The sequence below is a fragment of the Streptomyces sp. BRA346 genome (assembly GCF_052851135.1).
On sequence record NZ_JAIWIH010000025.1, the window covers coordinates 245,261 to 271,201 of the forward strand.

Annotated in this window: 20 protein-coding genes; 12 read left to right on the forward strand and 8 right to left on the reverse strand. The window is 72.6% G+C overall.

From position 1 onward, the window contains the following. Positions 1-88: 88 nt before the first annotated feature. The 7 genes from LCH29_RS28260 (at position 89) to LCH29_RS28290 (ending at position 8,909) form a co-directional block, all read left to right on the forward strand. On the forward strand, positions 89-4,258 hold the full coding sequence (locus tag LCH29_RS28260) for a molybdopterin-dependent oxidoreductase (RefSeq protein WP_446464543.1): 4,170 nt from the start codon (positions 89-91) through the stop codon (positions 4,256-4,258). Between the two features lie 97 nt (positions 4,259-4,355). Further along, a complete protein-coding gene (locus LCH29_RS28265; RefSeq protein ID WP_446464518.1) occupies positions 4,356-4,748 on the forward strand; it encodes a TOBE domain-containing protein in 393 nt (130 codons plus the stop codon). A gap of 22 nt (positions 4,749-4,770) precedes the next feature. After that, entirely contained in the window at positions 4,771-5,598 is an 828-nt protein-coding gene (gene modA, locus LCH29_RS28270; RefSeq protein WP_446464519.1) for a molybdate ABC transporter substrate-binding protein, read from the forward strand. Further along, positions 5,595-6,434 carry an ABC transporter permease gene (locus tag LCH29_RS28275; RefSeq protein WP_446464520.1) on the forward strand — a complete coding sequence of 280 codons (840 nt, stop codon included), beginning with the start codon at positions 5,595-5,597 and terminating at the stop codon, positions 6,432-6,434. The genes modA and LCH29_RS28275 overlap by 4 nt, the downstream gene beginning before the upstream one ends. Further along, complete coding sequence (locus tag LCH29_RS28280) at positions 6,431-7,519, forward strand: ABC transporter ATP-binding protein (protein ID WP_446464521.1); 1,089 nt, start codon at positions 6,431-6,433, stop codon at positions 7,517-7,519. The genes LCH29_RS28275 and LCH29_RS28280 overlap by 4 nt, the downstream gene beginning before the upstream one ends. A 78-nt stretch (positions 7,520-7,597) precedes the next feature. After that, entirely contained in the window at positions 7,598-8,287 is a 690-nt protein-coding gene (locus LCH29_RS28285; protein WP_446464522.1) for a hypothetical protein, read from the forward strand. A 43-nt stretch (positions 8,288-8,330) separates the two neighbouring features. Then, complete coding sequence (locus LCH29_RS28290) at positions 8,331-8,909, forward strand: hypothetical protein (RefSeq protein ID WP_446464523.1); 579 nt, start codon at positions 8,331-8,333, stop codon at positions 8,907-8,909. A 2-nt stretch (positions 8,910-8,911) separates the two neighbouring features. Here the strand turns inward: LCH29_RS28290 and LCH29_RS28295 are convergent, their stop codons facing one another. Together LCH29_RS28295 and LCH29_RS28300 are read right to left on the reverse strand one after the other, a co-directional pair. After that, entirely contained in the window at positions 8,912-9,928 is a 1,017-nt protein-coding gene (locus LCH29_RS28295) for a zinc-dependent alcohol dehydrogenase family protein (RefSeq protein WP_446464524.1), read from the reverse strand. Then, a complete protein-coding gene (locus tag LCH29_RS28300; protein WP_446464525.1) occupies positions 9,925-10,779 on the reverse strand; it encodes a PhzF family phenazine biosynthesis protein in 855 nt (284 codons plus the stop codon). The genes LCH29_RS28295 and LCH29_RS28300 overlap by 4 nt, the downstream gene beginning before the upstream one ends. Before the next feature lie 84 nt (positions 10,780-10,863). Here LCH29_RS28300 and LCH29_RS28305 point away from each other — a divergent pair, with 84 nt between their 5' ends. Next, positions 10,864-11,763 (forward strand): LysR family transcriptional regulator, encoded by a 900-nt coding sequence (locus tag LCH29_RS28305; protein ID WP_446464526.1) that lies wholly within the window; start codon positions 10,864-10,866, stop codon positions 11,761-11,763. A 209-nt stretch (positions 11,764-11,972) separates the two neighbouring features. Here LCH29_RS28305 and LCH29_RS28310 read toward each other — a convergent pair whose 3' ends face one another. Continuing rightward, the gene (locus LCH29_RS28310; protein ID WP_446464527.1) at positions 11,973-12,404 is read right to left on the reverse strand and encodes an NUDIX hydrolase; all 432 of its coding nucleotides are present in this window, start codon (positions 12,402-12,404) and stop codon (positions 11,973-11,975) included. 179 nt (positions 12,405-12,583) lie between these two features. Between LCH29_RS28310 and LCH29_RS28315 the strand changes: the two genes are divergently transcribed. After that, entirely contained in the window at positions 12,584-13,651 is a 1,068-nt protein-coding gene (locus LCH29_RS28315) for a hypothetical protein (RefSeq protein WP_446464528.1), read from the forward strand. Positions 13,652-13,669: 18 nt separating this feature from the next. Here the strand turns inward: LCH29_RS28315 and LCH29_RS28320 are convergent, their stop codons facing one another. The 3 genes from LCH29_RS28320 to LCH29_RS28330 all read right to left on the reverse strand — a co-directional run bounded on the left by LCH29_RS28320 (position 13,670) and on the right by LCH29_RS28330 (position 18,046). After that, positions 13,670-14,236 (reverse strand): hypothetical protein, encoded by a 567-nt coding sequence (locus LCH29_RS28320; RefSeq protein ID WP_446464529.1) that lies wholly within the window; start codon positions 14,234-14,236, stop codon positions 13,670-13,672. A 70-nt stretch (positions 14,237-14,306) separates the two neighbouring features. Beyond that, entirely contained in the window at positions 14,307-16,391 is a 2,085-nt protein-coding gene (locus LCH29_RS28325; protein ID WP_446464530.1) for a restriction endonuclease, read from the reverse strand. A 128-nt stretch (positions 16,392-16,519) separates the two neighbouring features. Next, the gene (locus LCH29_RS28330) at positions 16,520-18,046 is read right to left on the reverse strand and encodes a GMC family oxidoreductase (protein ID WP_446464531.1); all 1,527 of its coding nucleotides are present in this window, start codon (positions 18,044-18,046) and stop codon (positions 16,520-16,522) included. A 124-nt stretch (positions 18,047-18,170) separates the two neighbouring features. On the opposite strand from LCH29_RS28330, the gene LCH29_RS28335 reads away from it, so the two are divergent. From LCH29_RS28335 to LCH29_RS28345, 3 genes are read left to right on the forward strand one after another with little or no spacing between them, the layout of a single operon-like run. Next, on the forward strand, positions 18,171-22,052 hold the full coding sequence (locus tag LCH29_RS28335; RefSeq protein ID WP_446464532.1) for a DUF6531 domain-containing protein: 3,882 nt from the start codon (positions 18,171-18,173) through the stop codon (positions 22,050-22,052). A gap of 26 nt (positions 22,053-22,078) precedes the next feature. After that, a complete protein-coding gene (locus LCH29_RS28340; RefSeq protein ID WP_446464533.1) occupies positions 22,079-23,014 on the forward strand; it encodes an RHS repeat-associated core domain-containing protein in 936 nt (311 codons plus the stop codon). Continuing rightward, the gene (locus tag LCH29_RS28345) at positions 23,014-23,385 is read left to right on the forward strand and encodes a DUF6193 family natural product biosynthesis protein (protein ID WP_446464534.1); all 372 of its coding nucleotides are present in this window, start codon (positions 23,014-23,016) and stop codon (positions 23,383-23,385) included. The genes LCH29_RS28340 and LCH29_RS28345 overlap by 1 nt, the downstream gene beginning before the upstream one ends. Positions 23,386-23,462: 77 nt before the next feature. Here the strand turns inward: LCH29_RS28345 and LCH29_RS28350 are convergent, their stop codons facing one another. Together LCH29_RS28350 and LCH29_RS28355 are read right to left on the reverse strand one after the other, a co-directional pair. After that, positions 23,463-24,851 carry a DUF1996 domain-containing protein gene (locus LCH29_RS28350; protein ID WP_446464535.1) on the reverse strand — a complete coding sequence of 463 codons (1,389 nt, stop codon included), beginning with the start codon at positions 24,849-24,851 and terminating at the stop codon, positions 23,463-23,465. Between the two features lie 233 nt (positions 24,852-25,084). Next, the gene (locus LCH29_RS28355) at positions 25,085-25,873 is read right to left on the reverse strand and encodes an IS5 family transposase (RefSeq protein WP_446464536.1); all 789 of its coding nucleotides are present in this window, start codon (positions 25,871-25,873) and stop codon (positions 25,085-25,087) included. Between the last annotated feature and the right edge of the window lie 68 nt (positions 25,874-25,941).

A 25,941-nucleotide genomic window follows, 5' to 3' on the forward strand; every position in this document is an offset into this window, starting at 1 on the left:
CGCGAGCGTGAAAGGGGCATTCGTGACGGCATCGGCTCGGTCGGCACAGTCGGCGCGCACCGGCCCTGCCGCGGGGGTGACGGGATCGGTGCGGACGGTGTGCTCCTACTGCGGGGTCGGGTGCGGGATCGTGCTGGACGTCGGGCGGGACGCCGAGGGGCGCCGTACGGTGCTGAAGGCGTCCGGGGACAAGGCGCATCCGGCGAACGCGGGGCGGCTGTGCACCAAGGGGGCGACCAGCGCGGAGATGCTGGGGGCGCCCGGGCGGCTGGAGACGGCGCTGTCGCGCGACGACCGGGGGGCGGAGCCCGCGGCGGCCGGGGTGGACGAGGCGATCACGGCGACCGCGCGGCGGCTGCGGGCGATCCTGGACGAGCACGGGCCGGACGCGCTCGCCTTCTATGTGTCGGGGCAGATGACGCTGGAGGCGCAGTACCTGGCCAACAAGCTGGCCAAGGGGTTCATCGGCACCAACCAGATCGAGTCCAACTCACGGCTGTGCATGGCGAGCGCGGGCAGCGGCTACAAGCTGTCGCTGGGGGCCGATGGGCCGCCCGGGTCGTACGAGGACTTCGAGCACGCCGAGGTGTTCCTCGTCATCGGCTCCAACATGGCCGACTGCCATCCGATCCTGTACCTGCGGCTCATGGACCGGGTGAAGGCGGGCGCCAAGCTGATCGTGGTCGATCCGCGGCGCACCGCGACCGCCGCCAAGGCGGATCTGTTCCTTCAGATACGGCCGGGCACGGATCTCGCGCTGCTCAACGGGCTGCTGCGGCTGCTGGTCGAGGGCGGATACACCGATCAGGGGTTCATCGACGAGCACACCGAGGGCTGGGACGCCATGCCCGCCTTCCTCGACGACTATCCGGCGGACCGGGTCGCGGAGATCACCGGCATCCCGGAGGCCGACATCCGCGAGGCGGCGCGGTGGATCGGCGAGTCCGGGGAGTGGATGAGCTGCTGGACGATGGGGCTCAACCAGTCCACGCACGGCACCTGGAACACCAACGCCCTGGTCAATCTGCATCTGGCCACCGGCGCGATCTGCCGCCCCGGCAGCGGGCCGTTCTCGCTCACCGGCCAGCCCAACGCGATGGGCGGCCGGGAGATGGGGTACATGGGGCCGGGGCTGCCCGGGCAGCGGTCGGTGCTGGACGCGGAGGACCGGGCGTTCACCGAGGAGCTGTGGGGGATCGAGCCCGGCACGCTGCGGGCGGACGGGGCGGGTCAGGGCACCGTCGAGATGTTCCGGCGCATGGCGGACGGCGAGATCAAGGCGTGCTGGATCATCTGCACCAACCCCGTCGCCTCGGTCGCCAACCGCCGGACGGTGATCGAGGGCCTGGAGGCGGCGGAGTTCGTCGTCACCCAGGACGCCTTCGCCGACACCGAGACCAACGCGTACGCGGACGTGGTGCTGCCCGCCGCCATGTGGGCCGAGGCCGACGGCGTGATGATCAACTCCGAGCGCAATCTCACCCTCGCCCGGCAGGCGGTCGACCCGCCGGGCGAGGCGCTGCCGGACTGGCGGATCATCGCCCGGATCGCCTGCGAGATGGGGTACGGGGACGCCTTCGGCTACGAGAGCGCGGAGGAGGTCTTCGAGGAGATCAAACGCACCTCGAACCCGAGGACCGGCTACGACCTGCGGGGCGTGACGTACGGGCGGCTGCGCGAGACCCCGGTGCAGTGGCCCGCCGCGCCCGGTGACGGCGAGGACCGCAACCCGGTCCGCTACGTCAACGACGGCGTCAGCCAGACCCTCTCCGTACGCGAGGACGGCACCCGGCCCCGGCTGGTGTTCCCCACGCCGAGCGGGCGCGCCGTCTTCCACGCCCGCCCGCACATGGACGCCGCCGAGCTGCCGGACGACGACTTCCCGTTCGTCCTCAACACGGGGCGGGTCCAGCACCAGTGGCACACGCTCACCAAGACCGGCAAGGTCGCCAAGCTGAACAAGCTCAACCCGGGACCGTTCGTCGAGCTGCATCCGCAGGACGCGGAGCGGCTCGGCGTCGGCGAGGGCGACGCCGTGGAGGTGGCCTCGCGGCGCGGGCGGGCAGTGCTGCCCGCCGTGGTGACGGACCGGGTGCGGCCGGGTAACTGCTTCGCGCCGTTCCACTGGAACGACCTGTTCGGCGAATACCTCAGCGTCAACGCGGTCACGAACGACGCGGTCGACCCGGTGTCCTTCCAGCCGGAATTCAAGGTGTGCGCGGTGTCGCTGGCGAAGGTCGCGTCGGCGCCGTCGGCGAACCCGGCCCCGGTCGGCGGGGCCTCGGTGGCCGAGGGGCTCGCCACCACGTTCGGGATAGCCGACCTTGCGCCGCCGGTCCTCACCGAGCCCGAGCGCCAGTACCTGCGCGGCTTCCTCGCCGGGCTCCCCGGCCCGTCCGGGAACGGCCCGTCCGGGAACGGCCCGGCCGTGAACCCGAGCGCCCAGGCCGCCACCGCCGTCCCCGTCCTGCCCCACGACGCGCCCTTCTCGCCCGACCACGCCCTGTGGGTCAACGGCGTCCTCGCCGGGGCCTTCTCGCGCGCCGCCGCCCCCGGCAGCCCCGCCGCCGTCCCCGCGGCGGCGCCGGACACCGCCGGGCCCGGGACGGCCGCCCGCGAAGTGGTCATCCTGTGGGCCTCCCAGACCGGCAACGCCGAGGACGTCGCCGGTGCCACCGCCCGCCGCCTCGCCGAGACCGGACGGCAGGCCCGGCTGCTGGAGATGGACGGCATCGCCGCCGCCACCCTCCCCCGCCCCGCCGACCTCCTCGTCATCACCAGCACCTTCGGCGACGGCGACGCCCCCGACAACGGCCACGGCTTCTGGGAGTCCCTGGCCGCCGCCGACGCGCCCCGCCTGGACGGCACCCGCTACGCCGTCCTCGCCCTCGGCGACTCCACGTACGACGACTTCTGCGGCCACGGCCGCCGCCTGGACGAACGCCTCGACGAGCTGGGCGCCGTACGCCTCGCCCCCCGCACCGACTGCGAACCGGACTACGACGAGCCCGCGCAGGCATGGCTGGACACCGTCCTCGACGCGCTGGGAGCGCCGGAAGCCACCGCGCACGAAGCCCCGCCACCGGCAGCACCCGCGCCGAAGGCCCCGGCCGTCCCCGGACGCCCCACCAAGGCCGCGCCCTTCACCACCCGCCTCACCGGCAACCGGCTGCTGAGCCTGCCCGGAGCGGCCAAGGAGGTGCGGCAGTTCGCGTTCGACACCGGCGACGGCGCGCTCGCCTACGAGGCCGGGGACGCGCTCGGCGTCTGGCCCGAGAACTGCCCCGACCTGGTCGCCGAATGGCTCGCCGTCACCGGCCTCGACCCGGCCGCCGAGGTGGCCGTCGCCGCCGCCCCCGGCGCGGACGTGACCGCGATGCCGCTCGCCGACGCCCTCGGACGCCATCTGGAGATCGCGAAGGTCACCCCGGACCTGCTGCGCTTCATCCTGGAGCGCACCCATGACCACGACCTCAAGCGGCTGCTGCGCCCGGACAACAAGGACGGTCTGGCGCAGTGGACCTGGGGCCGCCAGGCCGTGGACGTCCTCGCCGAACACCCGGTGCGCGCCTCCGCCCAGGAGTGGGCCGACGTCCTCAAACGGCTCCAGCCCCGGCTGTACTCCATCTCCTCCAGCCCCCTCGCCCACCCCCACGAGGTGCGGCTCACCGTCTCCGTGGTGCGCTACGAGAGCCGCGGCGGGACGCTGCGCAAGGGCGTCGCGTCCACCCATCTCGCGGACGCCGCCGCCGACCGCACCGTGCCCGTCTTCGTGCAGCGCGCGCCCGCCTTCCGGCCCCCGGCCGACCCCACCACACCGATGGTGATGGTCGGCCCCGGCACCGGCGTCGCCCCCTTCGTCGGCTTCCTGGAGGAGCGCAGGGCGCGCGGCGCGACCGCCCCCAACTGGCTGATCTTCGGCGAACAGCGCCGCGCCACCGACTTCTACTACGAGGACGAGCTGGAGCAGCTGCGCCGCCACGGCACGCTCACCCGGCTCGACACCGCCTTCTCCCGCGACCAGCGGGCCAAGGTGTACGTCCAGGACCGGATGCGCGAACACGGCGCCCGGCTGTGGTCCTGGCTCCAGGACGGCGCCCACTTCTACGTGTGCGGGGACGCCACCCGGATGGCCAAGGACGTCGACCGGGCGCTGCGCGACATCGCCGTCGCCCACGGCGGGCTCGACGAGGACGCGGCCGAGGTGTACGTCAAGCAGCTCGCCGCCGACAAGCGCTACGCCCGCGACGTGTACTGAGCACTGAGGCATCTGCGATGTGAATCCCCTCTGCCGGTGTGCTGATACAGCCTGATGGGCTGGTGTCACCTCGCAAACGCGCTCGTATCATGGGCGGATGCACACGTACCGGATCGGAGAGGCGGCGGCCCTGATGGGCGTCAGCGCCGATACCCTGCGCCGCTGGGTCGACAGTGGACGGCTCACCGCCGAGCGGGACGAACAGGGCCGACGCATCATCCCGGGCCCGGCCCTCGCCGCGTTCGCCCGGGAGCTGAGCCGCGGCACGGACCGGGAGGGCAACGGCGTCTCCTCGGCCCGCAACCGCTTCGCGGGCATCGTCACCGAGGTGATCCTCGGCGATGTGTCCGCGCAGGTGGAGATCCAGGCGGGGCCGTTCCGCGTGGTGTCCATGATCAGCCGGGAATCCGCGGAGGAGCTGGGTCTCGAGCCGGGTGTCCCCGCGGTGGCGGTGATCAAGTCGACCAACGTGGTCGTGGAGAAGCCATGAGCACCGACGAGGGAGAAGCCCTGTGACGACCCGTTCCGCACCCCGCCGGAGCCGCGCCCTGCGCATGGCGGGGGGCCTCACCGTGGCCGCGTTGGCGCTCGGCGCCTGTTCCTCGAACGGCTCCGACGACACCGAGAAGGACTCCGGTTCCTCCTCGGACGGCGCGAAGAAGGTGTCCGGCACGGTCACGGTCTTCGCCGCCGCCTCGCTCAAGGAGAGCTTCACCGAGCTGAAGAAGACCTTCGAGAAGCAACACCCCGGCGCCAAGGTGACGTTCAACTTCGGCGGCAGCGACGCCCTCGCCGCCAGCATCACCAACGGCGCTCCCGCCGACGTCTTCGCCGCCGCGAGCCCCAAGACCATGAAGACGGTCACCGACGCGGGCGACGCCAAGGGCACCCCGTCGACGTTCGTCCGCAATCAGCTGGAGATCGCCACCCTCCCCGGCAACCCGAAGAAGATCACCAACTTCGAGGACCTCACCAAGGGCGGGCTGAAGGTCGCGCTGTGCGCCAAGGAGGTGCCGTGCGGCTCCGCCGCGCAGCAGGTGCTGGACAATGAGCACCTGAAGCTCACCCCGGCCAGCTACGAGCAGGACGTCAAGGGCGCGCTGACCAAGGTGGAGCTGAAGGAGGTCGACGCCTCCGTGGTCTACACGACGGATGTGAAGGCCGCGGGAGGAAAGGTCGAGGGCGTGGAGTTCCCGGAGTCGAGGAAGGCCATCAACGACTACCCGATCGCCCCGCTGAAGAGCGCGCCCAACGCCGACGCCGCGTCCGCCTGGATCGACCTCGTGAAGTCCCCGCAGGGCCAGAAGGCGCTGACCGAGGCGGGTTTCCTCAAGCCGTGACCACTTCCGCCCCGCAGGACACGCAGGTCCTGGAGAGCAAGCGGCGGCGGACCCGGTCCGGTGTCCCGCTGCCGCTGCTGCTGCCCGCCCTCGCCGGGTTCGCCTTCCTCGTCCTGCCGCTGGTCGCGCTGCTGATCCGGGCGCCCTGGCGGACGCTGCCGGAGCAGCTGACCAGCGTCGAGGTGTGGCAGGCGCTGCGGCTGTCGCTGATCACCGCGACCGCCGCCACCGCCGTCGCGCTGGTGCTGGGCGTACCGCTGGCCTGGCTGCTGGCCCGGGCCCGCTTCCCCGGCCGCCGGGTGGTGCGCGCCCTGGTGACGCTGCCGCTGGTGCTGCCGCCGGTGGTGGGCGGTGTGGCGCTGCTGCTGGCGCTGGGCCGCAACGGGATCGCGGGCCGCTGGCTGGACTCCGCCTTCGGCATCACCCTGCCGTTCACCACCGCGGGGGTGGTGGTGGCGGAGGCGTTCGTGGCGATGCCCTTCCTCGTGATCAGCGTCGAGGGCACGCTACGGGCCGCCGATCCGCGGTACGAGGAGGCCGCCACCACCCTCGGCGCCTCCCGCTTCACCGCCTTCCGGCGCGTCACCCTGCCGATGATCGCGCCGGGGGTGGCGGCCGGTGCGGTGCTCGCGTGGGCGCGGGCGCTGGGGGAGTTCGGCGCCACCATCACCTTCGCGGGCAACTTCCCGGGCCGCACCCAGACCATGCCGCTGTCCGTGTACCTCGCGCTCCAGAGCGACCCGGACGCCGCCATCGCGCTGAGCCTGGTGCTGCTCGCCGTATCCGTCGCGGTGCTCGCCGGGCTGCGCGACCGCTGGATGGGGACCTCCGCATGACCACCCGCACCCGCGCGACCGCGCGGGACACCGAAGGGCTCGACGCCCATCTCGTCGTGGACCGCGGCGACTTCCGGCTGGATCTGCGGCTGACCGCCGCCCCCGGCGAGGTGGTCGCCCTGCTCGGCCCCAACGGCGCGGGCAAGACCACCGCGCTGCGCGCCCTGGCCGGGCTCACCCCGCTCACCTCGGGTGAACTGCGCCTGGATGGACGGGAGTTGGAGGACCCGGCGCGGCGGCTGCGGATTCCGTCCGAGGCCCGCCCGGTCGGCGTCGTCTTCCAGGACTATCTGCTCTTCCCGCACCTCACCGCCCTCGACAACGTGGCCTTCGGACCCCGCTGCCACGGCGTCCCCAAGGCCGAGGCCCGCGCCCAGGCCGCCGACATCCTGGTCCGGATGGGTCTTGAGGCCCACGCGGGCGCCAAGCCGCACCGGCTCTCCGGCGGCCAGGCCCAGCGCGTCGCCCTCGCCCGCGCCCTGGCCGTACGCCCGCGGCTGCTGCTGCTGGACGAGCCGCTGGCCGCGCTGGACGCCCGTACCCGGCTCGACGTCCGCGCCGGACTCCGCCGCCACCTCGCCGAGTTCGAGGCCGTGGCCGTCCTGGTCACCCATGACCCGCTGGACGCGATGGTGCTCGCCGACCGGCTCGTCGTGGTCGAGGACGGGCGCGTCGTCCAGGACGGCACCCCGTCCGAGGTGTCCCGCCGCCCCCGTACGGACTACATCGCGAGCCTCGTCGGCCTCAACCTGTACCAGGGGCGGGCCGAGGGCCACACGGTACGGCTCGGCAGCGGTACGGCCATCACCACCGCCGACGACCTCACCGGCCCGGCCTTCGTCACCTTCCCGCCCGCCGCCGTCACCCTCCACCGCGACCGCCCCGACTCCAGCGCCCGCAACGCCTGGCGCGCCGAGGTCACCGGCCTGGAGTCGCACGGCGACCAGATCCGCGTCGCCCTCACCGGCGAACTGCCCCTGCTCGCCGACCTCACCACCGCCGCCGTCGCCGACCTCGGTCTCCACCCGGGCCGCACCGTCTGGGCCACCCTCAAGGCCGCCCAGACACACGCCTATCCGGCCTGACAAGATGGCGCGATGAGCGTACGGGGCGGGCGGGGCGGGCGGAACGCATCATGGCGGCGGCACCTCATCGCAACAGCGGTGAGCCTCCTGGCACTCGGGGTGGCCATCGCCCATCTCGTCGCGCCGGACCTGAAGATCGACAACGTCACCGTCGCGCTGCTGGTCATCGCCGTCGTTCCCTGGCTGCGCGAACTCTTCACCAGCATCGAACTGCCCGGCGGGCTCAGGGTCGAGTTCCGGGACGTCGAGCAGCGCATCGAGGCGGCCGAGGCCATGGCCGACGCCGCGCTCGTCGGCGGCGGCGCGGGCTCGGGCGACGCCGACGATCCGGCCGCCCTGGAGGACGTCCGCAGGCTCGCCGCCGAATACCTGGCGGTCCGCGCGGACATGCGCGCCGGATCGGCCCGTACGCAGCGCATGAACGGCATCTTCGCCCGCCTGGTCCGCGCCACCCAGCGCCTCGCCGCCCCCGACCTGGCCGCCTGGCTCGCCTCCCCCGACGGCGGCCTGCGCCTCGCGGCCTACGCCCGCCTCTACGCCGTCCCGGACGCGGCCGCGCTGCGCCCCCTGGCGGACGCCGTCACCGACGAACCGCTCGCCTTCGGCCAGTACTGGGGCATCCGCGCCCTCGACAAGGTCGTGGACCTCGTCGGCCCCGACGAGGTGCCACCCCAGGTCGTCCGCCGCCTGGAGGACTGCCGCCCCAACGGCGCCGACCGGGCGCACCTGCTGGACCGCCTGATAGCGAAGATCCACGCCCTCACGTAAGCCCCGCCGGGCGTTGTCCGAACCCCCTTGTAGCGTCCGGACCATGACGACATCGCTTCTCACCCGTCTCAAGTCCGACCGTAGGGCGGCCCTGCTGGCCGACCATCCCTACGCGTTCGACACTGACGCCCGCTTCGGCCCCCACTCCCATGTCGAACGGGTGTGGCTCGTCTCCGGCGCCCCGCTGGAGCCGATCGCGAAGGACCACGGCGGCGGTACGTACTTCCTCTGCGGGGAGGGCGACGGCGAGGACCGCCCGGTGGTCCACGCCGACTCCGAGGGCCACTCCGGGGTCATGGGCGCGACCCTCCGCGATGCGCTGCTCCTGATGATCGGGCTGCCGTGCGCAGGGGGAGCCCTGTACTGGGAGCGGCAGGGCCGGACGATGGACGAGCAGGCGCTCGAAGCCCTGCGCGCCGAAGAGGAGGCGGAGCTGAGCGAGGACTACGAACTCGACGTCCCCGCGATGCGCGTCGAACTCCTCGAACGCCTCGGCCTGGCCCCGCTCCCGCCCCTGACCGAGCTGCTGGAGCGGGAGCGCGCGGCCCGGGCCCTCGAACCGCAGTACGCGCTCGTCAACGAGGACGGCAACACCTACCGGCGGGGCCTCGAGGACGACTGAGGTCACCCATCGGTGATGACCACCTTCCCGAAGTGGCCGCGGCTCGCGAAGTGGCGGTACGCGGCGGGGGTTTCCGCGAAGGGGAAGGCGCGGTCGATCACCGGGCGCAGCCGGTGGCGCTCGATCGCCCGGTTCATGTCCTCGAACATCTCCCGGCTGCCCACGAACATCCCCTGCAAGGTGACGCCCCTGCGCACCACCGTCATGGGGTCGACCCCGCTGCCCTCGGCCAGGACTCCGATGATGCTGATCCGTCCGCCGGTGCGGACGGCGGTGAGGGACTGGGGCAGGGTGCCCGCGCCGCCCACCTCCACGACGTGGTCCACGCCGCCGCCGGTCGCGTCGTACACCGTCTGACCCCACCCGGGCGTGCGGACGTAGTCGATGCCGTCGGCCGCGCCGAGGGCGCGCAGGCGGGTCAGCTTGGCGTCGCTGCTGGAGGTGGCGATGACGTGGGCGCCGCTCAGCGCCGCGAATTGCAGCGCGAAGAGCGAGACGCCGCCGCTGCCGAGCGTCAGCACGCTCTGGCCGGGAGCGGCCCCGCCCCCTGCCACCACCGCGTGCCAGGCGGTCACGGCGGCGCAGGGGAGGGTGGCGGCCTCGGCGAAGTCCAGGTGGGCGGGGGCGGCGACGAGGGCGTCCTGGTCGAAGACGACGTATTGGGCGAGGACGCCGTCGGACGGGCCGCCGAGCGCGCCCGCGGTCTTGTCCGCGGTGGCCGGTCCGGAGATCCAGTGCGGCATGAAGATGCCCACCACCCGGTCCCCGGCGGACCACCGGGTGACCTCGGCGCCCGCGTCGATCACCTCGCCCGCGCCGTCCGACAGCGGCACCAGGCCGGGGGTGAGCGCGCGTCCGTAGGTGTCCGAAGCGATCATCAGGTCGCGGTAGTTGAGCGACCAGGCGCGCATCCGGACCAGCACCTGGCGCGGCCCGGGGGCGGGCACCTCGCGTGTCGCGAGGCGGAGGGCGTCCACGCCGGTGAAGCGCGGCAGTTGGTAGTAACGCGTCGTCGTCATGCGGGGATCCGCACCGCGTGGCCGGTGACGCGGACCCGCGTGTCGTCGGGGGCGACGTCCACGAGCAGTTCGCTGGGCCGCCCCATGTCCTCGCCCTGCCGGATGCGGATCCTGGACGCCTTCGTGATCCGCCCGGTCGCGCGCAGATACCCGCCGAAGGCGGCGGCCGCGGCGCCGGTGGCCGCGTCCTCCACGACCCCGCCGACCGGGAACGGATCACGGGCGTGGAAGTCGAGCCGGTCCGGGTCCGGGCGGTGCACCAGGTGCACGGTGGTCCAGCCGTGCCGCCGCATCAGCTCCTCCAGCGCGTCGAAGTCGTACGCGAGGTCGGCGAGCCGGGCCCGGGTGGCGGCGGCGAGGACGAGGTGGTCGTTGCCCGCGAACGCGACGTGCGGCGGGAGGGCGGGATCGAGGTCGTCCGGGGACCAGCGCAGCGCCGCCAGCGCGGGGGCGAGTTCCGTTTCCGCGTCGGCGGGGCGCGTCCGGCTGGGCACGGAGGTGAGGGTGGCGCTCGGCACCCCGCCGTCCGTGCTCGTCGTCACCCGGACCTCGCCCGCCGCCGTGTCGAAGACCAGCTCGCCGGGGCCGTCGCGTTCGGTGAGGGCGACGGCGGTGGCGACGGTGGCGTGGCCGCAGAAGGCGACCTCGGCGCGCGGGCTGAAGAACCGCATCCGGTAGCGGCGGCGGGTCTCGTCGTGCGCGGTGAGGAACGCGGTCTCGGAGTACCCGACCCGGGCGGCGATGGCCGTCATGGCGGCGTCGTCGAGGGTCCCGGCGTCGAGCACCACACCGGCGGGGTTGCCGCCGGACGGGTCGGTGGTGAAGGCGGAGTAGCGCAGTACTTCGGTCATGGCGTCCACGCTTCCACCGGACGGCCATCGCGTCCAACGATTCCTTTCGCTGGCCGCCATCGAAGTCTTCGATACCCTGTCCCCGTGGACACCAGACTCCTGCGGACGTTCGCGGCCCTGGCGAGGACCGGGAGCTTCACCGCCACCGCCGCCGAGCTGCACCTCGCCCAGTCCACGGTCACCGTCCAGGTCCGCACGCTGGAACGGGAGCTGGGCACCCGGCTGTTCGACCGGATGCCCACCGGCGCCGTCCCCACCAGCGCCGGGCGGCGGCTGCTCACCGAGGCCGAGGACGTCCTCGACGCCGAGGCCCGGCTGCGCGCGGCGGCCGCGGGCGTCGCCGGGGCCCACGGGACCCCGGAGGGTCAGGTCGCCCTCGGCGCGGGCGAGTCCCTGTGCGCCTCCCGGCTGCCCCGCGTGATCGCCTCGCTGGCCCGCAGCCACCCCGGCATCGAACTCAGCCTCCACCCGGCGGGCAGCGCCGCCGCCGTCGAGGGGCTGCGCGCGGGCCGCCTCGACCTCGCGCTCCTCCTGGAGCAGCGGGTCGACCACGCCGACCTCAGCGCCCGCCTCATCGGCCGCGAGCCCCTCGTCTACCTCTCCGCCCCGGACCATCCGTTCGCGGGCCGCACCGTGGGCTGGGCCGAGCTGGCCCGGCAGAGCTTCTTCGTCCACGAGGAGGGCTGCACGTACAGCGACCACCTGGTGCGCACCCTCCGCACCATCCCCGGCCCACCGCCCCGGCTCACCCGCTTCGGCAGCATCGAGGCCGCCCGCTCCTGCGTCGCCGCCGGGCTCGGCCTCACCCTGCTGCCGCGGGCCACGGTCGTACGCCAGCTGGCCGAGGGCGCCCTGGCCGAGGTCCACGGCCCCGACATCCCCCCGGTCCCGGTCCAGCTGACCCGGGCCCGCCGCCGCTGGACCAGCCCCGCGGCCCAGGCGGTCGCCACCGAACTGGCCGGCCTCATCCCGGAAGGCGGCTAGGGGGTGTCTTGTCGATCAGGCCGGATCAGCGAGCGGCGTGGGGGCACCTCCCAGCGGTAGCTGGGGGCGCAGGGGGCACCTCCCAGCGGTAGCTGGGGGAGCATCGCAACCCGCGTGAGGAGAGCGCAGCGGCGCTGTGCGCGACGAGCGCGGGGCCGCGAGGTGCCGTGCCAGGCGTCGGGAGCCCGGCATGATCGGCGAGACACCCCCTAGAGGAGTCGCACGCCGTCGTGGGCGCGGACGGCGGGCGGGGCGGCGGTGTCGAGCGCGTCCAGGATGCGCGCCGCGTACGCCTCGGACGCCAGGTCGGGCACCTCCGCGCGGGTCGCCCAGCGCCAGGCCCGGGTGCGAGGGCCGGTGGCGGGCGTACCGTCGAGGGCCCGGCAGCGGAAGACGAGGGAGACGCCCAGGCCGTTCATGTCCTTGTAGACGCCGGTGAGGGCCGCCGGAAGCGCGATCTTGACGCCGGTCTCCTCCAGCAGTTCGCTCCGCAGGGCGTCGGGGATCGTCTCGTCCGGGTCCAGCGGCCCGCCCGGCGGCTCCCACGTGCTGCTGTCCCGGCGCTTGATCAGCAGCGCCCGGTCCCGCTCGTCGACAATGACACCGGCGACGTTCACTGTGTGCGGGCGGTCCACGGTCACGATCCTCGGCCCTCTCGACTGGCTGCGGCGGCCCTCACGGTAGCCCACGTGCCGTGGAGACAGCCTGGGTCCCCGAAGGACGGCCGGTGGCGTCTTCTACTCTGTCGGCAGCCCGCCACGGACGGTACGGCGGGCCATCACGCCACATTGCGAACAACGGGGGACACATGCGGACACGCATGAGAATGGCCGGTGCCATCGCCGGGGCGCTGCTCGTGACCGGGTGCGGCGGCGGCAGCGACACCGGGGGCGGCGGAGCGGCGGACGCTGCGGAAAAACCGGACCGGAAGCCGAACGCGTCCGCGCCGTCGGTGCCGATGGAGACGGGCGCGAAGAAGGCCGCCTGGACGGACCGGGATCGGACGCGGCAGCTGAAGGTGGCGCCCAAGCGGCTGGTCCAGGGCAAGCAGACGGACCTCGAGCGGGTCCGGCTCGACAGCGACGTCGACGGGATGGTGCCCTTCTACCTCACCGTCTCCTACACCAACACCGGCAAGGAGACGCTGACCCGGCCCGACCCGGAGAACAACTTCACGATCACCCTCGCCGACGGAACCCCCGGCCGCCCGATCACCCTCATGAACATGAACCCGCTGGCCACCGAGTCGGGCGTGCCCAAGGAGTGCGACAAGGCGGGCCCCGCGAGCCTGCCCCCGGGGAGTACGGGCGAGGCGTGCCAGATCGTCATGCTGCCCAAGGACCGGACGCCCGCGATCGTCTCGTACACCGACGAGGCGAGCGGCGCCCTGATGTGGAAGGTCGGCGACGGCGAGGGCTACGCGGGTACCAACGGCCTGATGACGGTCGGCCAGTCCGCCGACGCCATGTGGCAGGACGACAACCGCGACGTCCCCATGACCGTCACCCTGACCGGCATGCGCAAGGGCGACATCGGGGATCTCGGCCGCTTCCAACTGAGCGCGGAACAGAAGAAGATGACCCCGTACTACGTGACCCTCCGCTACCGGAACACCGGCACCCACGTGCTGCTGCCCACCATGCAGGACGGCGTCGGGGTCAGCACCGCGGGCGGACAGCAGATCCAGCCGATGACGTTCATGGACTTCTCCACCCCGGGCAACGGCGTCGGGACCTGCCGCAGCGCCGTGGCCCACACCCGCCTGAAGCCGAACTCCTCGCTCACCATGTGCTCCGTCCACATGGTGCCCGAGGGCGACCAGCCGGTCGCGGTCACCTTCAAGGGCGAGGGCAGGGGCGCCCACCAGTTCGGCTGGCGCGTGCCGTAAGCGGGGTGACGTGCCCCGCTACGTGCCCGCGGTGTCCTCGAAGTAGGCGTCCAGGACCTCGTCCAGCCGGGCCGTCCACTCCTTGAGGGCGCCGCGGGCCGGGGCGTCCACGTCGGCGGCGTACCAGCGGTGGGCGGTGGTGTAGACGGTGACGCTGAAGCGGCGGCCGAAGCGGGGGGTGTCGATCTCCACCGCGCCGATCTCGTCCCAGGAGAACTCGGCGTTCTCGCCGTCCAGCTGGAAGGCGACACCGGAGCGCCCGGCGGTGATCGAGCCGCGGCGGTCGGACACCTCGAAAACCGGACCGTCCTCGGGCGCGGCGTCGGCCTCGGCCGCGTCCTCGGCCTGCTCCTCCGGCTCCTCGGCCCCGGCTTCCGCCTCCTCCGCGTCCACGTCCGCGGCCTCGTCCACGGACTGGTCGGCGGCCTTCTCCGGGGCCTCTTCCGGGGCTTCCGTGGCCGTCTTCGCCTCCGCGGTCACCTCCTCGGTCACGTCCGGGCGCGGGGGCGTCAGGCCGGGGATGTGCCCCGGATCGGTCCCGGCGGCGGGTACGGGCGGGGTGATCGGACCTATGCGCTGCTCCACGCCCGGCAGTATGTCGGATGAAGCTGTGCCCGCGACACCCACTCCCCGAGTGTTCCGCCGCGCGTCACGATCAGGCGACGTCGATGCCGTACTCCCGCACCAGCGCCTCCAGCCCGCCCGGGTAGCCCTTGCCGCCGATCACGAAGTCCCAGTCGCCGCCTGCGCGGCGCCGGAAGGAGCCGAGGACCAGGGCGGTTTCGCCGCGGCGGCCGTCGGAGACCTCCAGTTGGCCGAGTTCGGTGCCCGTGGCGTCCAGGAGCCGTATCCGGGCGTCGGTGAAACCGGACAGGTCCGCCCCGGGGTCGACCTCGGGGTCGACGGCCGCGGCGAGGACGAGGCGGTCGGCCTCGGGCGGCAGGGCGTCGAAGGCGACGCGGACCGCCGCCCGGTCGGGCGCGGTGGCGGGCAGGGCGCGGACGGTGCCGTCGGGAGTGCGGGGGTTGTTGAAGAAGACGAAGTGGTCGTCGCTCAGCACCCGGTCGCCGTCGCAGACGAGGGCGCAGACGTCGAGGGCGACCTCGCCGGTCCAGGACATGCCCAGCACGTTGTGGTCGGGCACATCAGGAGAGGGTGAGGCGGGCGTGCCGTCCGCGCCGTCGCCCAGCCGCCCCCGCAGCCCGTGCCGGTGCAGCAGGTCGACCAGCTCCGCCCCCGACACCAGCTCCAGCGGCTTCCCGTGGGCGAACGTGTGCGAGCCGGGCCCGAACCGCGAGGTGGTGACCAGGACGCCCTTGTTCGCGCCGCTGTCCTGGACCGTGCCGTACAGATCGCGCACCGCCGTCGGCGGCACCGTGCCGCGGTAGCGCTTCACCTGCACCACGATCCGGCCGCCCCGGATCGGGGCGGGGTCCACCGCCTCCACGTCCACCCCGCCGTCGTTCGAGCGCCGGGTCGTCACGGCCCGCATCCCCATGGCCCGGAAGAGGTCCGCGACCAGCGACTCGAAGGCGATCGGATCCATCGCGTGCAGATCCGGCTCGTCGTCCCCGCCCTGGGTGAGGACACCGGAGCCGACGTCGTCCGGCGTCCGCCCGGGCGTCACGGCGGCGCGCTGGTCGGGGCGCGTGGACAGCCGGCCGCGGACGCCGTCGACCAGGCAGTCCACGGCGCTCACCTGCTCCAGCCGCAGCTCGGCGAAGGCCGTACGCGTCACCGTGACGGTCGCCAGGACGATCCGGGCCCGGTGGCCGGTCGCCGGATCGTGGTCGTCCACGAACCCGTTCAGCGCCACCGACTCGAGCGCCCCGGACCCGTCCGCCGCGAACAGGTCGCGCAGCGCCAGCAGCACGCACTGCGCGAGCACGTCCCGGTACAGCGCCCGGCGCTGGGTGGCGGGGCGCGCCGTCTCCCGGTCCTCGTCGGCACCGGCCATGTACCGCACCGACTTGACCTCCGGGACGATGTCGTAGCGCGGCAGCTCCCAGTCCAGGACGAGCTGGCGCGCGGCCGGGTCGTACGCGGCGGACACCTCGCGGGGGAGGCCGTCGGGCCACACCGGGGAGTTGTACGTGGAGTGGTAGAGCGCCGCCGTGAAGTACTCCACGACCGCGTCGGGATCACCGGCCCGCACCTCGGCGACCAGGTCCGCCACGCCCTCGTTGTGCCGTCGTATCTCCGCGAGCTGTTGCGCGGCCCACCGCTCGTACTGCCGGTGGTACGCGTCCAGCCGCCGCACCCGCTCGGCCTCCGCCGCCTGCGCGGCCCGCCAGTCCCGCTCGTACCGCTCCCGCGCCTCGTCCCGCTCCCGCCGCCCGGACCCGAAACCCCAGCCGCCCTGCGGCTGGTAGTGCCGCTGGTCCGGCATCGGTACGGGGTGGGCGAGCGCGCCCGGGTCGAACGGCTCGACCTGCTCGGGCCGGGCGAGCCCGGCCGGGCCGAACGCCGCCGCCCGGCACCCGTCCACCAGCAGCGACCCCAGCGCCTCGACCCGCGCCTCCAGCTCCTCCGTACGCCGCCGCGCGTCCGCCTCGCGCTGCCGCCGGTACGCCGCCTGCCGCTCCCGCTGATCGCGCGCCCGCGCCCGCTCGGCGGCCCGCGCCCGCCGCTCCTCGTCCCGCTCCCGCCGCGCCCGCGCCCGCTCCTGCGCCTCGCGCTGCCGCTGCGCCTCGGCCCACAGGTTGATCAGGCCGCTGGAACGACCGGAGCGACGGCTCATGTACGACTCCCCCCTGGCCCACCGGGCCCACCCTCACGCCCCGGCCCCCCACCAGCGGCAACGCCCCGATTCTAGTGGCCAACCATCCCACCCGGCCGGCGATCTCACCCCGGGCTTCCGGCACACGCTCACCCCGCGGCGGTCAGCAGGTCGGCGGCCTTCTCGCCGATCATGATCGACGGGGCGTTGGTGTTGCCCGACGAGATCGACGGCATGATCGAGGCGTCCGCGACCCGCAGCCCCGCCACGCCGTACACCCGCAGCTCCGGGTCGACGACGGCGAGGGAGTCCTGCCCCATCTTGCAGGTGCCCACCTGGTGGTGGTACGTCCCGACCGCGCGCCGCACGAACTCCCGCAGGTCCTCCCGGGTACGGGCCTCCGGGCCCGGGGCGGCCTCGGCCTTGCGCCAGTCGTCGAACGCGGCGTGGGCGCCGATCTCGCGGCAGATCTCGACCGCGTCGACCATGGCCTCCATGTCGTACCGCTCGGCCAGGATGTTCGGGTCCAGCAGCGGCGCCGCCTCGGGGTCGGCCGACGCCAGCCGCAGGGTGCCGCGCGACAGCGGGCGGACGATCCCGGCGGCCAGGGTGTAGCCGTGCTCCGGCATCTCGTACGACTCGGCCGGATAGACCAGGTGCAGGAAGAGCGGCTGGAGGTCGGGGCCCGGGCGGCGCGGGTCGGTGCTCGCGAACAGCTGGCTCTCCAGCAGGTTCGCCGTACCGGGCGGCAGCGGGCGCGTCGCCTCGTACACGTTGCTGACCAGCGGGTGGTCGTGCAGGTTCTCGCCGACCCCCGGCAGGTCCACGGCCACCTCGACGCCGACCTCGCGCAGATGTGCGGCCGGGCCGATCCCGGAGAGCAGCAGCAGCGCGGCCGACCCGATCACCCCGCCGCTCAGCACCACCTCGGAGGCGGCGCGGGCCCGGTGGAGGGCGCCGTCCGCCGCGTACTCCACCCCGGTCGCGCGGCCGTCCTCCAGCAGCACCCGGTGCACCCGGGCCCCGGTGGTGACGGTCAGCTTCGGATGGTCCAGGACGGGTGCCATGAAGCTCTGCCAGGCGCTCATGCGCCGCCCGTCGCGGGTGGTGGTGTGGTTGAAGCCGACCCCGATCATCCGCTCACCGTTGAAGTCCTCGGTCAGCGGATGCCCCAGCGCCACCGCGGCGTCGACGAACGCGGCCGCCGTGGGGTGCGGTTCGGTGATCCGGCTGACCGGCAGCGGCCCGTCGCCGCCGTGCCACTCGCTGGCCCCGTCCATGTGGTTCTCGGACCGCTTGAACAGCGGGAGCACACTGTCCCAGTCCCACCCGGTACAGCCCTGGTAGGCCCACGCGTCGTAATCGCTGCGGTGCCCGCGTACGTAGATCATCCCGTTCAGCGAACTGCTGCCGCCCAGCACCTTGCCCCGCGGCCAGTACAGCCGCCGGCCGCCCGCGTGCCGCTGCGGCTCCGTCATGGCCGCCCAGTCCAGCTCGGACCGGAGCAGCATCGGCCACCCCTGCGGGCTGTGCACCCGCTCGTCCTCATCGGCCGGCCCCGCCTCGATGACATGGACCGAATGCCCCCGATCCAGCAACCGGCGCGCGACCACGCTCCCGGAAGAACCCGCCCCGACGACGACGTAGTCGTGCTCGGCACCTGGCGCCAACGCCATGGTGGCATGCCCCCTCAGTTTGCTGCCGTTTCATCAAAACCCTAGGTGACCAGGGAGTTTGATGGGAAACTCTGTTCGTACGGGCATAGAGGCAATGCGCGCATATACGGGGGGATGGGGAAACGTGGCCGTCACGGTGCCGGACTGGGCCGACACTCTGCTGGATCTCATCGGGGTGTCCTGGCCGAACGTGGACGAGGACGCCTACCGGGACATGGCGGATTCCTTACGCGGGTTCGCCGATGACCTGGAGGACGACGGGCAGCTCGCCAACGGGCATGTGGAGCGGCTGCTGTCGTCGGGGTACGGCGAGGCGATGGATGCCCTCAACCTCCACTGGGGCAAGGTCAAGGGCACCCACATCAAGGACATCGCCTCCGCGGCGCGCACCATCGCCGGGGCGCTGGACACCGCCGCGACGGCGATCGAGGGGATGAAGGGCGCCGCCATCGTCCAGCTCGGCTATCTGGCGAGCGAGGCGGGCATCGCGCTGTCACTGATCCCGGTCACGGGTGGTCTGTCGGCGCTGCTGGGCGCGGGCGCGATACGGGCGACGCAGGAGGCGGTCCGGCGGCTGATCAAGGAGTGCATGGAGGAGGCGGTCGGCTACATCGTCGCCGCGCTGACCGAACCCGCCGTCGCCGCCCTGGAGAACCTGGCCGCCGACCTGGTGGTGCAACTGGGCGCCACCGCACTGGGGTTGCAGGACGGGGTGGATCTCGGCCAGGCCCAGCAGGCGGGCAAGGACGGCTTCAAGGACGGGGTGCAGGGCGCGAAGGACGCCATGCAACTGGCCTCGGCGGACGGCCCGGGCGGAGGCTCCGGCGGCGGGGGCGGCCGGGGCGCGGCGGGCAAGGGCTTCCACATCGAGCTCAGTGAGCACGACCACGCCTCGACCCAGCTCAGCGGCCTGAGCGTCAACTTCCACACCAAGACGGCGGGCAGACTCTCCACCGCGAAGTCGCACCACAGCCGCACCCGCGGCCGCGACAGCATCGCCCAGGCCATCGACCCGGTCGCCGACAAGGCCATCGACGCTCTGGAGAAGGCGTTGAAGACCATGGGCGACCACGTCAGCACCAAGCTGCCGAAGGCCGTCAAGCAGGTCTCCACCGACCACCGGAACACCGACCTGGACATCCGCTCCACCTTCGCCCGGGACCAGAGGAAGAAGGACGGCGGCGACCTGGGCGGCGACGCCGGGGGCGGCCGCAGGGGCGGCGCCAAGGACGGTGCCGGGTCGTCGTCCCGCGCCAAGCCGGACGCACTCCGCGACGCCAAGGACGCACCGCGCCGCAACGGCGTCTCCCTCGACAAGACGGTCTGCAAGAACGACCCGATCGACGTCGCCACCGGCGAGATGCTGCTCCCGGAAACGGACCTGGCCCTCCCCGGCGCCCTCCCCCTCGTGCTCCGTCGCACGCATCTGTCCGAGTACCGCCACGGCCACTGGTTCGGCCGCAGCTGGGCCTCCACCCTCGACGAGCGCATCGAACTCGACCGCGTCGGCGGCGGCGCCCTCTGGGCCCGCGAGGACGGCTCGGTCCTCGTCTACCCCCGGCTGCCGCGCCCCGAGGACCCCGAGCCCGTGTACCCCGAGGAGGGCCCGCGGCTGGCCCTCGCCTACGGCGGCGAGGACAACTCCGCCACCACGTACCTCGTCACCGACCCGCACACCGGGCTGACCCGCTCCTTCACCGGCAGCCCGTACCACGCGTCGTCCGCGCACTGGCTCACCGAGATCGAGGACCGCAACCAGCACCGCATCACCTTCGCGCGCCGCCCCGACGGCACCCCGACCTCCGTCGCCCACTCCGGCGGCTATCTGGTCACCCTCACCGCCGACGACGCCCGCATCCGCGAACTGGCCCTGCGCACCCCCGACGGCCCGGTCACCGTGCTGCGCTACGGCTACGACGCCCCCGGCAACCTCACCGAGGTCATCAACTCCTCCGGGCTGCCCCTGCGCTTCACCTACGACCCGGACGCCCGCATCACCTCATGGACCGACCGGAACGGCTCCACCTTCCGGTACGTGTACGACGCCGACGGCCGGGTCGTGCGGACCATCGGCCCGGACGGCTGCCTGTCGTCCGTCTTCGCGTACGACACCCACCCGGAGACCGGCGATCCGATCACCCGCTACACCGACTCCACGGGTGCGACGACCGTCCATTACCTCAACCACCACCTCCAGGTGGTCGCCGAGACCGACCCCCTCGGCCGCACCACCCACCAGACCTGGGACCGCTACGACCGGCTGCTCTCCCGCACCGATCCGCTCGGCCGCACCACCACCTACACCTACGACGACGGCGGCGACCTCACCGCCGTCGCGCACCCCGACGGCACCACGGCCACCGTCACCTACAACGACCTGCACCAGATCACCTCCGTCACCGGCCCGGACGGCGCCACCTGGCACCAGCAGTACGACGACCGCGGCAACCCCACCGCCTTCACCCGCCCCGACGGCACGACGACCCGGCTCACCCACGACGCGCGCGGCCACCTCACCGGTGTCGACGACGCCCTCGGCGCGCTGGACCGGCTGCGCTGCGACCCGGCGGGTCTCCCACTGGCCGTCCGCGGCCCCATGGGCACCGTCACCCGCTACACCCGCGACGCCTTCGGCCGCCCGATCCGCATCACCGGCCCGGACGGCGGCACCACCGAGCTGGAGTGGACCGTCGAGGGCAAGCTCGCCCGGCGCACCGACCCGGACGGCTCGACGCAGTCGTGGACGTACGACGGCGAGGGCAACTGCCTGCTCCACCGGGACGCCACGGGCGGCGAAACCCGCTTCGAGTACACCCACTTCGACCTGCTCGCCGCCCGCACCACCCCCGACGGAGCCCGCCACGCCTTCACCCACGACACGGAGCTGCGGATCTCCCGGGTCACCAATCCGCAGGGGCTGACGTGGAGTTACACCTACGACCCGGCCGGGCACCTCACCGCCGAGACCGACTTCGACGGCCGTACGCTCGCCTACACCCACGACGCCCTCGGCCGCCTCGCCACCCGCACCAACGGTCTCGGCCAGACCATCCGCTACGCACGCGACACCGCGGGCCGCGTGGTCACCAAGGACGCCGACGGCGCCCTCACCCACTTCACCTACGACGCCCTCGGCCGCCTCTCGCGCGCCACCGGCCCCGACGCCGACCTGTCGTACGTGCGCGACGACGCGGGCCGCATCCTGCGCGAGACCTGCAACGGCCGCACACTCACCCACACCTACGACGCCTCCGGCCGCCGCGTCCGCCGCACCACCCCCACCGGGGCCGTCGCCACCTGGACCTACCCGGCCGACCGGCGCGCCCTGCTCGACACCTCCGGACACCGGGTGGTCTTCGAGTTCGACGCGATGGGCCGCGAAACCGCCCGCCGCATCGACGACACCCTCACCATCGACCACGGCTACGACGCCCTCGGCCGCCTCACCGACCAGCTCGTCCGCGGCCCCGGCGACGCCACCGTGCAGCACCGCGCCTACACCTACCGCCCCGGCGGCCACCTCACCGCCGTCGACGACCACCTCCGCGGGCACCGTCGCCTGGAGCTGACCCGGGAGGGCCGGGTCACCGCCGTCACCGCCGACAACTGGAGCGAGGCTTACGCCTACGACGAGGCGGGCAACCAGACCGAAGCCGCCTGGCCCCGCGACGGCGGCGCCGCCGGCCCCCGCGAGTACACCGGCACCCGCATCACCCGCGCGGGCGGCATCCGCTACGAACACGACGCCCAGGGCCGGGTCACCCTCCGCCGGAAGCGCCGCCTCTCCCACAAGCCCGACACCTGGCGCTACGCCTGGGACGCCGAGGACCGCCTCACCTCCGTCACCACCCCCGACGGCACCCGCTGGCGCTACCTCTACGACCCGCTCTCCGCCTCGCCGACGACGGCACCACGGTCGCCGAACGGGTCGACTTCACCTGGGACGGCGACACCCTCTGCGAACAGTCCACCCAGGCCGCGGGCACCCCCGAGACCACCGTCCTGACCTGGGACCACGACGGCCTCACCCCGGTGGCCCAGACCGAGCGCAAGGTGGACCTCACCCAGCACGAGATCGACCGCCGCTTCTTCACCATCGTCACCGACCTGGTCGGCACCCCGCGCGAACTCATCGACGAGCGGGGCGAGGTCGCCTGGCACACCCGCGCCACCCTCTGGGGCACCACCTCCTGGAACCGCACCGCCACCGGCTACACCCCGCTCCGCTTCCCCGGCCAGTACTTCGACCCCGAATCGGGCCTCCACTACAACCGCCACCGCCACTACGACCCCGATGCCGCCCGCTACCTCACCCCCGACCCCCTGGGCCTCACCCCGGCCCCCAACCCGTACACCTATGTCGACAACCCGCTGCTGTGGGTCGACCCCCTGGGCCTGGCAGGCTGCCCGCACCGGTCCAATGGCGAGCAGCGCCACAGTGTGGTGCTGGGGGTGAACAGACCCGGCGGACACTCGGAAAGTCTCGCCGAGCACCTGCGGAGGAACGGCGACCCGGGAGCACACACTTACAACGGCGACGACTACGCGGGCGTCGAACCGGGCGGGCCGGTATGGATGACCAATGTGCTGGCGGCGATCGGCGACCGAAACACCACGCTGTCCGTAACGCTCGACGGAATGCCCAACCGGGCAGGCGACAAGGGCCTGTGGGACACGCCCGAGTCCATCGTCGAGGCATTTCAGGTAGCCGTCGCCCACGGCGACAACTTCAGTCTGGCCAGCCCGGACAAGTGGCCGGAACCCGGTAACGGAACCGCGTGGGAGATGAGCGCCGTGGCGAAGGCCGTACGTGACCATGAGATCGCCGTGAAGTACGGCGACCCTCCGGACGGCAGGCCCTGGGAGGACATTCATTGGTACTCGAACAATGAGCGGGTCCATATCCCCAAGCCGGATATCGTGGAGATCGACCCGCACTACCACCAGAAGAAGGGCAAAACTGGTTGATGGCGCAGAACGAATCCGGTGCCGGCGCCGCGGAAATAGTCGCGCTCGAGTGGCAGGACGTGCTGTCCCGGGACGCCGAAATCATTGACCCGCAGGTGCCGCTCAGTGCCTACGCTCGCTCTGAACTGCGGCAGCTCTACCCTGCGGTCAGCCACGGCACGCTGTATCTGAGCCGGTGCACGCGCTTCCCCTACTCGAGGGACGTCCCCACGGTGTTCCGGCTCGTCGCTGGGGGATACACGGTGATCCGGCTGTCGGACGGTGCCGAACTCGGTGAGGCAGCAACACCGGACGAGGCGTTCGCCCTGGTCGTCGACAACCTCCCCCCGGGAACGGGCCCCGCCATCGACGGGACGGCCGACGACCTGTGAGGCGACGGTGAGACGCTGAGGCCCGGCAAGATGGGGGCAGCCATCCTGCCGGGCCGGTCCGGCGGTGCGGGGGTGGGTCAGCCGCACTTACGGCCGCTGTTGATGCACTTCACGGCCTGCTTCATCAGCGAGTTGGACATCACGTTGATGAAGTCCCCGTGGTCCGTGACCGGCTTGTGCAGCTGCTCGGGGAAGCTGTCCACCGCGAAGACCTTGTTCGGCGCGATCTTGTAGGTGATGCGCTGGGTCAGGGCCGGGATGGCCTTGAAGCCCTTGCCGCAGGCGCCGTTGGCACCGGCGAAGGCCACGTGGGTGCGGTGGTTGGCGCTGTCGGCGTTGCGGCCGTCCCAGCAGCTCTGGAACTTGAACGTGCGCACCACGTTGCTGCCCTTGGGGCACAGCGGGTACTTGTCCTTGAGCTGGCGGTTCTCGAAGCCGGTGCAGCTCCAGGAGGCGTTGGCGTTGGCCGTGCCGTTGGTGAAGGCCTTGGCGTCACCGGTGATGATGCGCAGGAACTTCGGCATCGCCGTGACCTTGCCGACCGCGCTGCCGCGGAAGGTGAGCTGGACGGAGGTGGGCTGGAGGATGGTGCCGATGTTGCCCTCGGTGCCGCCGCCCGGGGCGCCCGCGTCCTTCTCGTTCTTGCCGTCGCGCAGGCGCAGCACGGGCCAGTAGTGGGTGGAGCGGTCGCCGTTGGTGCAGGAGGTGGTGGCGGTGGCGAGGACCTGGTCGGTGGCGAAGGCGTCGTTCTTCTGGTTGCCCACGTAGTCGTGCATGTGGTGGGCGCCGTTGCTCACACCGGGGGCGACGATGACGTTGTCGGAGTTGAACTTCTTGTTCTCGTTGCGTCCGCAGCGCGAGGAGAAGGTGCCCTTGGAGGCGTTCGCCTGCTTGCGGGGGTTCTTGACGTTGGGCCGCACCTTCCGGATGTCGACGAAGTCGGCCTTCTGGGGGCCCGCGGCCTGGGCCCCGCCGGCCGCCGCCGGAGCGGCCGCGGGCGCGGCGTTCACCTCGCCCTGCTTGACCGTGCAGGAGGCCATCGAGTTCAGTCCGGACGCCTGCTGCGAACCCTTGCCCATCGTGGTGGAGATGCGGCTCAGGGCACTGCGGCGCTGGGACGACAGCGGCTCCAGGACGCGCGTACGCACCCACTCCTGGTCGGCGGCCTTGGTGCCCTGCGTGGAGAGCTGCTTGTAGGCGTCGGCGACCTGGGTGTCCAGCTTCGCCAGTTCCTTGTCCACGGAGGGCCGTGCCTTCTGCGGCACGTTCGACAGCCGGGTGGCCACGTCGGGGCACTGGATGGTCATCGAGGATTGTCGGGCGGCCTCGGTCCGGTTGGGGGACTGCCCGGCCGAGGCGTTGTTGTCGGTCATCAGCAGCGCGCCGCCGCCGACCGCCAGGGCCGCGACGCCGACGACGGACACGACGAGCACGCGTGACCGCTTGTGTCTCTTCTTGTACCTCATCACTACGCCCCTCATTGGTAGTTGTCATACCGCGATACGAAAACCGGGGCGGTTCCGCTCATCGGCGGCCGTAGTGGATGAAGGTATGGCGGGAAGCGGCCCCTCGGGTATCGTTCGAACCCCATAGGTGAAAATGAGAACCAATTGTGTGTACGCGCCATGGCCCGGAACGAACTACGCCCGATCATCAAGCTATGGCCCTCATCCCCTACGGCTCCCGCTGAGGAGTGCTTTCAGAAAGCGGGGAGTCTGCGGGTGAGGGCCATGCACTGGGAGAGTTGGAGGAACGCGTCGTGCATGTCGTCACGGGTCTCCCAGCGCATACGTAGGCGGCGAGGGCCGTGGAGGTGGGCGATGGCGGATTCGGCGACCCNGCGGACCCCGCCCAGTCCCGAGCCGTGGGCCTGCCCGCGACGTGCGATCTTCGGGACGATGTTCCGCTCGCGGAGCCGTCGGCGGTAGATGTCGTGGTCTTTACGGCGGGGTCGGCCCCGCTTGCCCCGTACCGGCNGCAGCCCAGCGGCCAAGGGCAGAAGCTGGGTGACGTCGTTGCGGTGGGCACCGGTCAGCGATACCCGCAGCGGGACACCGTTGGCATCGGTCAGCACATGGTGCTTCGAGCCCGGCCGTGCGCGGTCAACCGGACTCGGGCCGACTTCTGGGCGACTTCGCCCCCGCTTGGCCTGCACGTGAGAGGCATCGATCGCGGCACGGGAGAAGTCCAGCCGGTCCGCCGCCCGCAACCGGTCCAGCAGCACCTGCTGAAGCTCGTCCCAGACACCGGCCGCCTGCCACTCGGCCAGCCGCCGCCAGCAGGTAGGCCCCGAGCCGAAGCCCAACTCCTGCGGCAGGAACTCCCACTGGATTCCGGTACAGAGCACGAACAAGATGCCCTGCAGCGTCTTGCGGTCATCGATTCGCTTGCGCCCCGGATACCGGTAGCGGCGTTCATGCCTGGGCAGGAGCGGTTCGATCACCGCCCGCANCTCGTCACTGATCTCCCACGGCTTCGGCCGGTGCATCCTCACTCCCGAGGAACGAGATCACTTGCCCTTCCACCGTGCCACACGAAGATCATTCTGCAAGGACT

Excerpts from the sequence above, each read along its gene's own strand:
- LCH29_RS28265 (WP_446464518.1), top strand. The coding sequence starts at position 4,356 with ATGCACACGTACCGGATCGGAGAGGCGGCGGCCCTGATGGGCGTCAGC.
- LCH29_RS28280 (WP_446464521.1), top strand. The coding sequence starts at position 6,431 with ATGACCACCCGCACCCGCGCGACCGCGCGGGACACCGAAGGGCTCGAC.
- LCH29_RS28290 (WP_446464523.1), top strand. The coding sequence starts at position 8,331 with ATGACGACATCGCTTCTCACCCGTCTCAAGTCCGACCGTAGGGCGGCC.
- LCH29_RS28295 (WP_446464524.1), bottom strand. The coding sequence starts at position 9,928 with ATGACGACGACGCGTTACTACCAACTGCCGCGCTTCACCGGCGTGGAC.
- LCH29_RS28300 (WP_446464525.1), bottom strand. The coding sequence starts at position 10,779 with ATGACCGAAGTACTGCGCTACTCCGCCTTCACCACCGACCCGTCCGGC.
- LCH29_RS28315 (WP_446464528.1), top strand. The coding sequence starts at position 12,584 with ATGAGAATGGCCGGTGCCATCGCCGGGGCGCTGCTCGTGACCGGGTGC.
- LCH29_RS28325 (WP_446464530.1), bottom strand. The coding sequence starts at position 16,391 with ATGAGCCGTCGCTCCGGTCGTTCCAGCGGCCTGATCAACCTGTGGGCC.
- LCH29_RS28330 (WP_446464531.1), bottom strand. The coding sequence starts at position 18,046 with ATGGCGTTGGCGCCAGGTGCCGAGCACGACTACGTCGTCGTCGGGGCG.
- LCH29_RS28345 (WP_446464534.1), top strand. The coding sequence starts at position 23,014 with ATGGCGCAGAACGAATCCGGTGCCGGCGCCGCGGAAATAGTCGCGCTC.
- LCH29_RS28350 (WP_446464535.1), bottom strand. The coding sequence starts at position 24,851 with ATGAGGTACAAGAAGAGACACAAGCGGTCACGCGTGCTCGTCGTGTCC.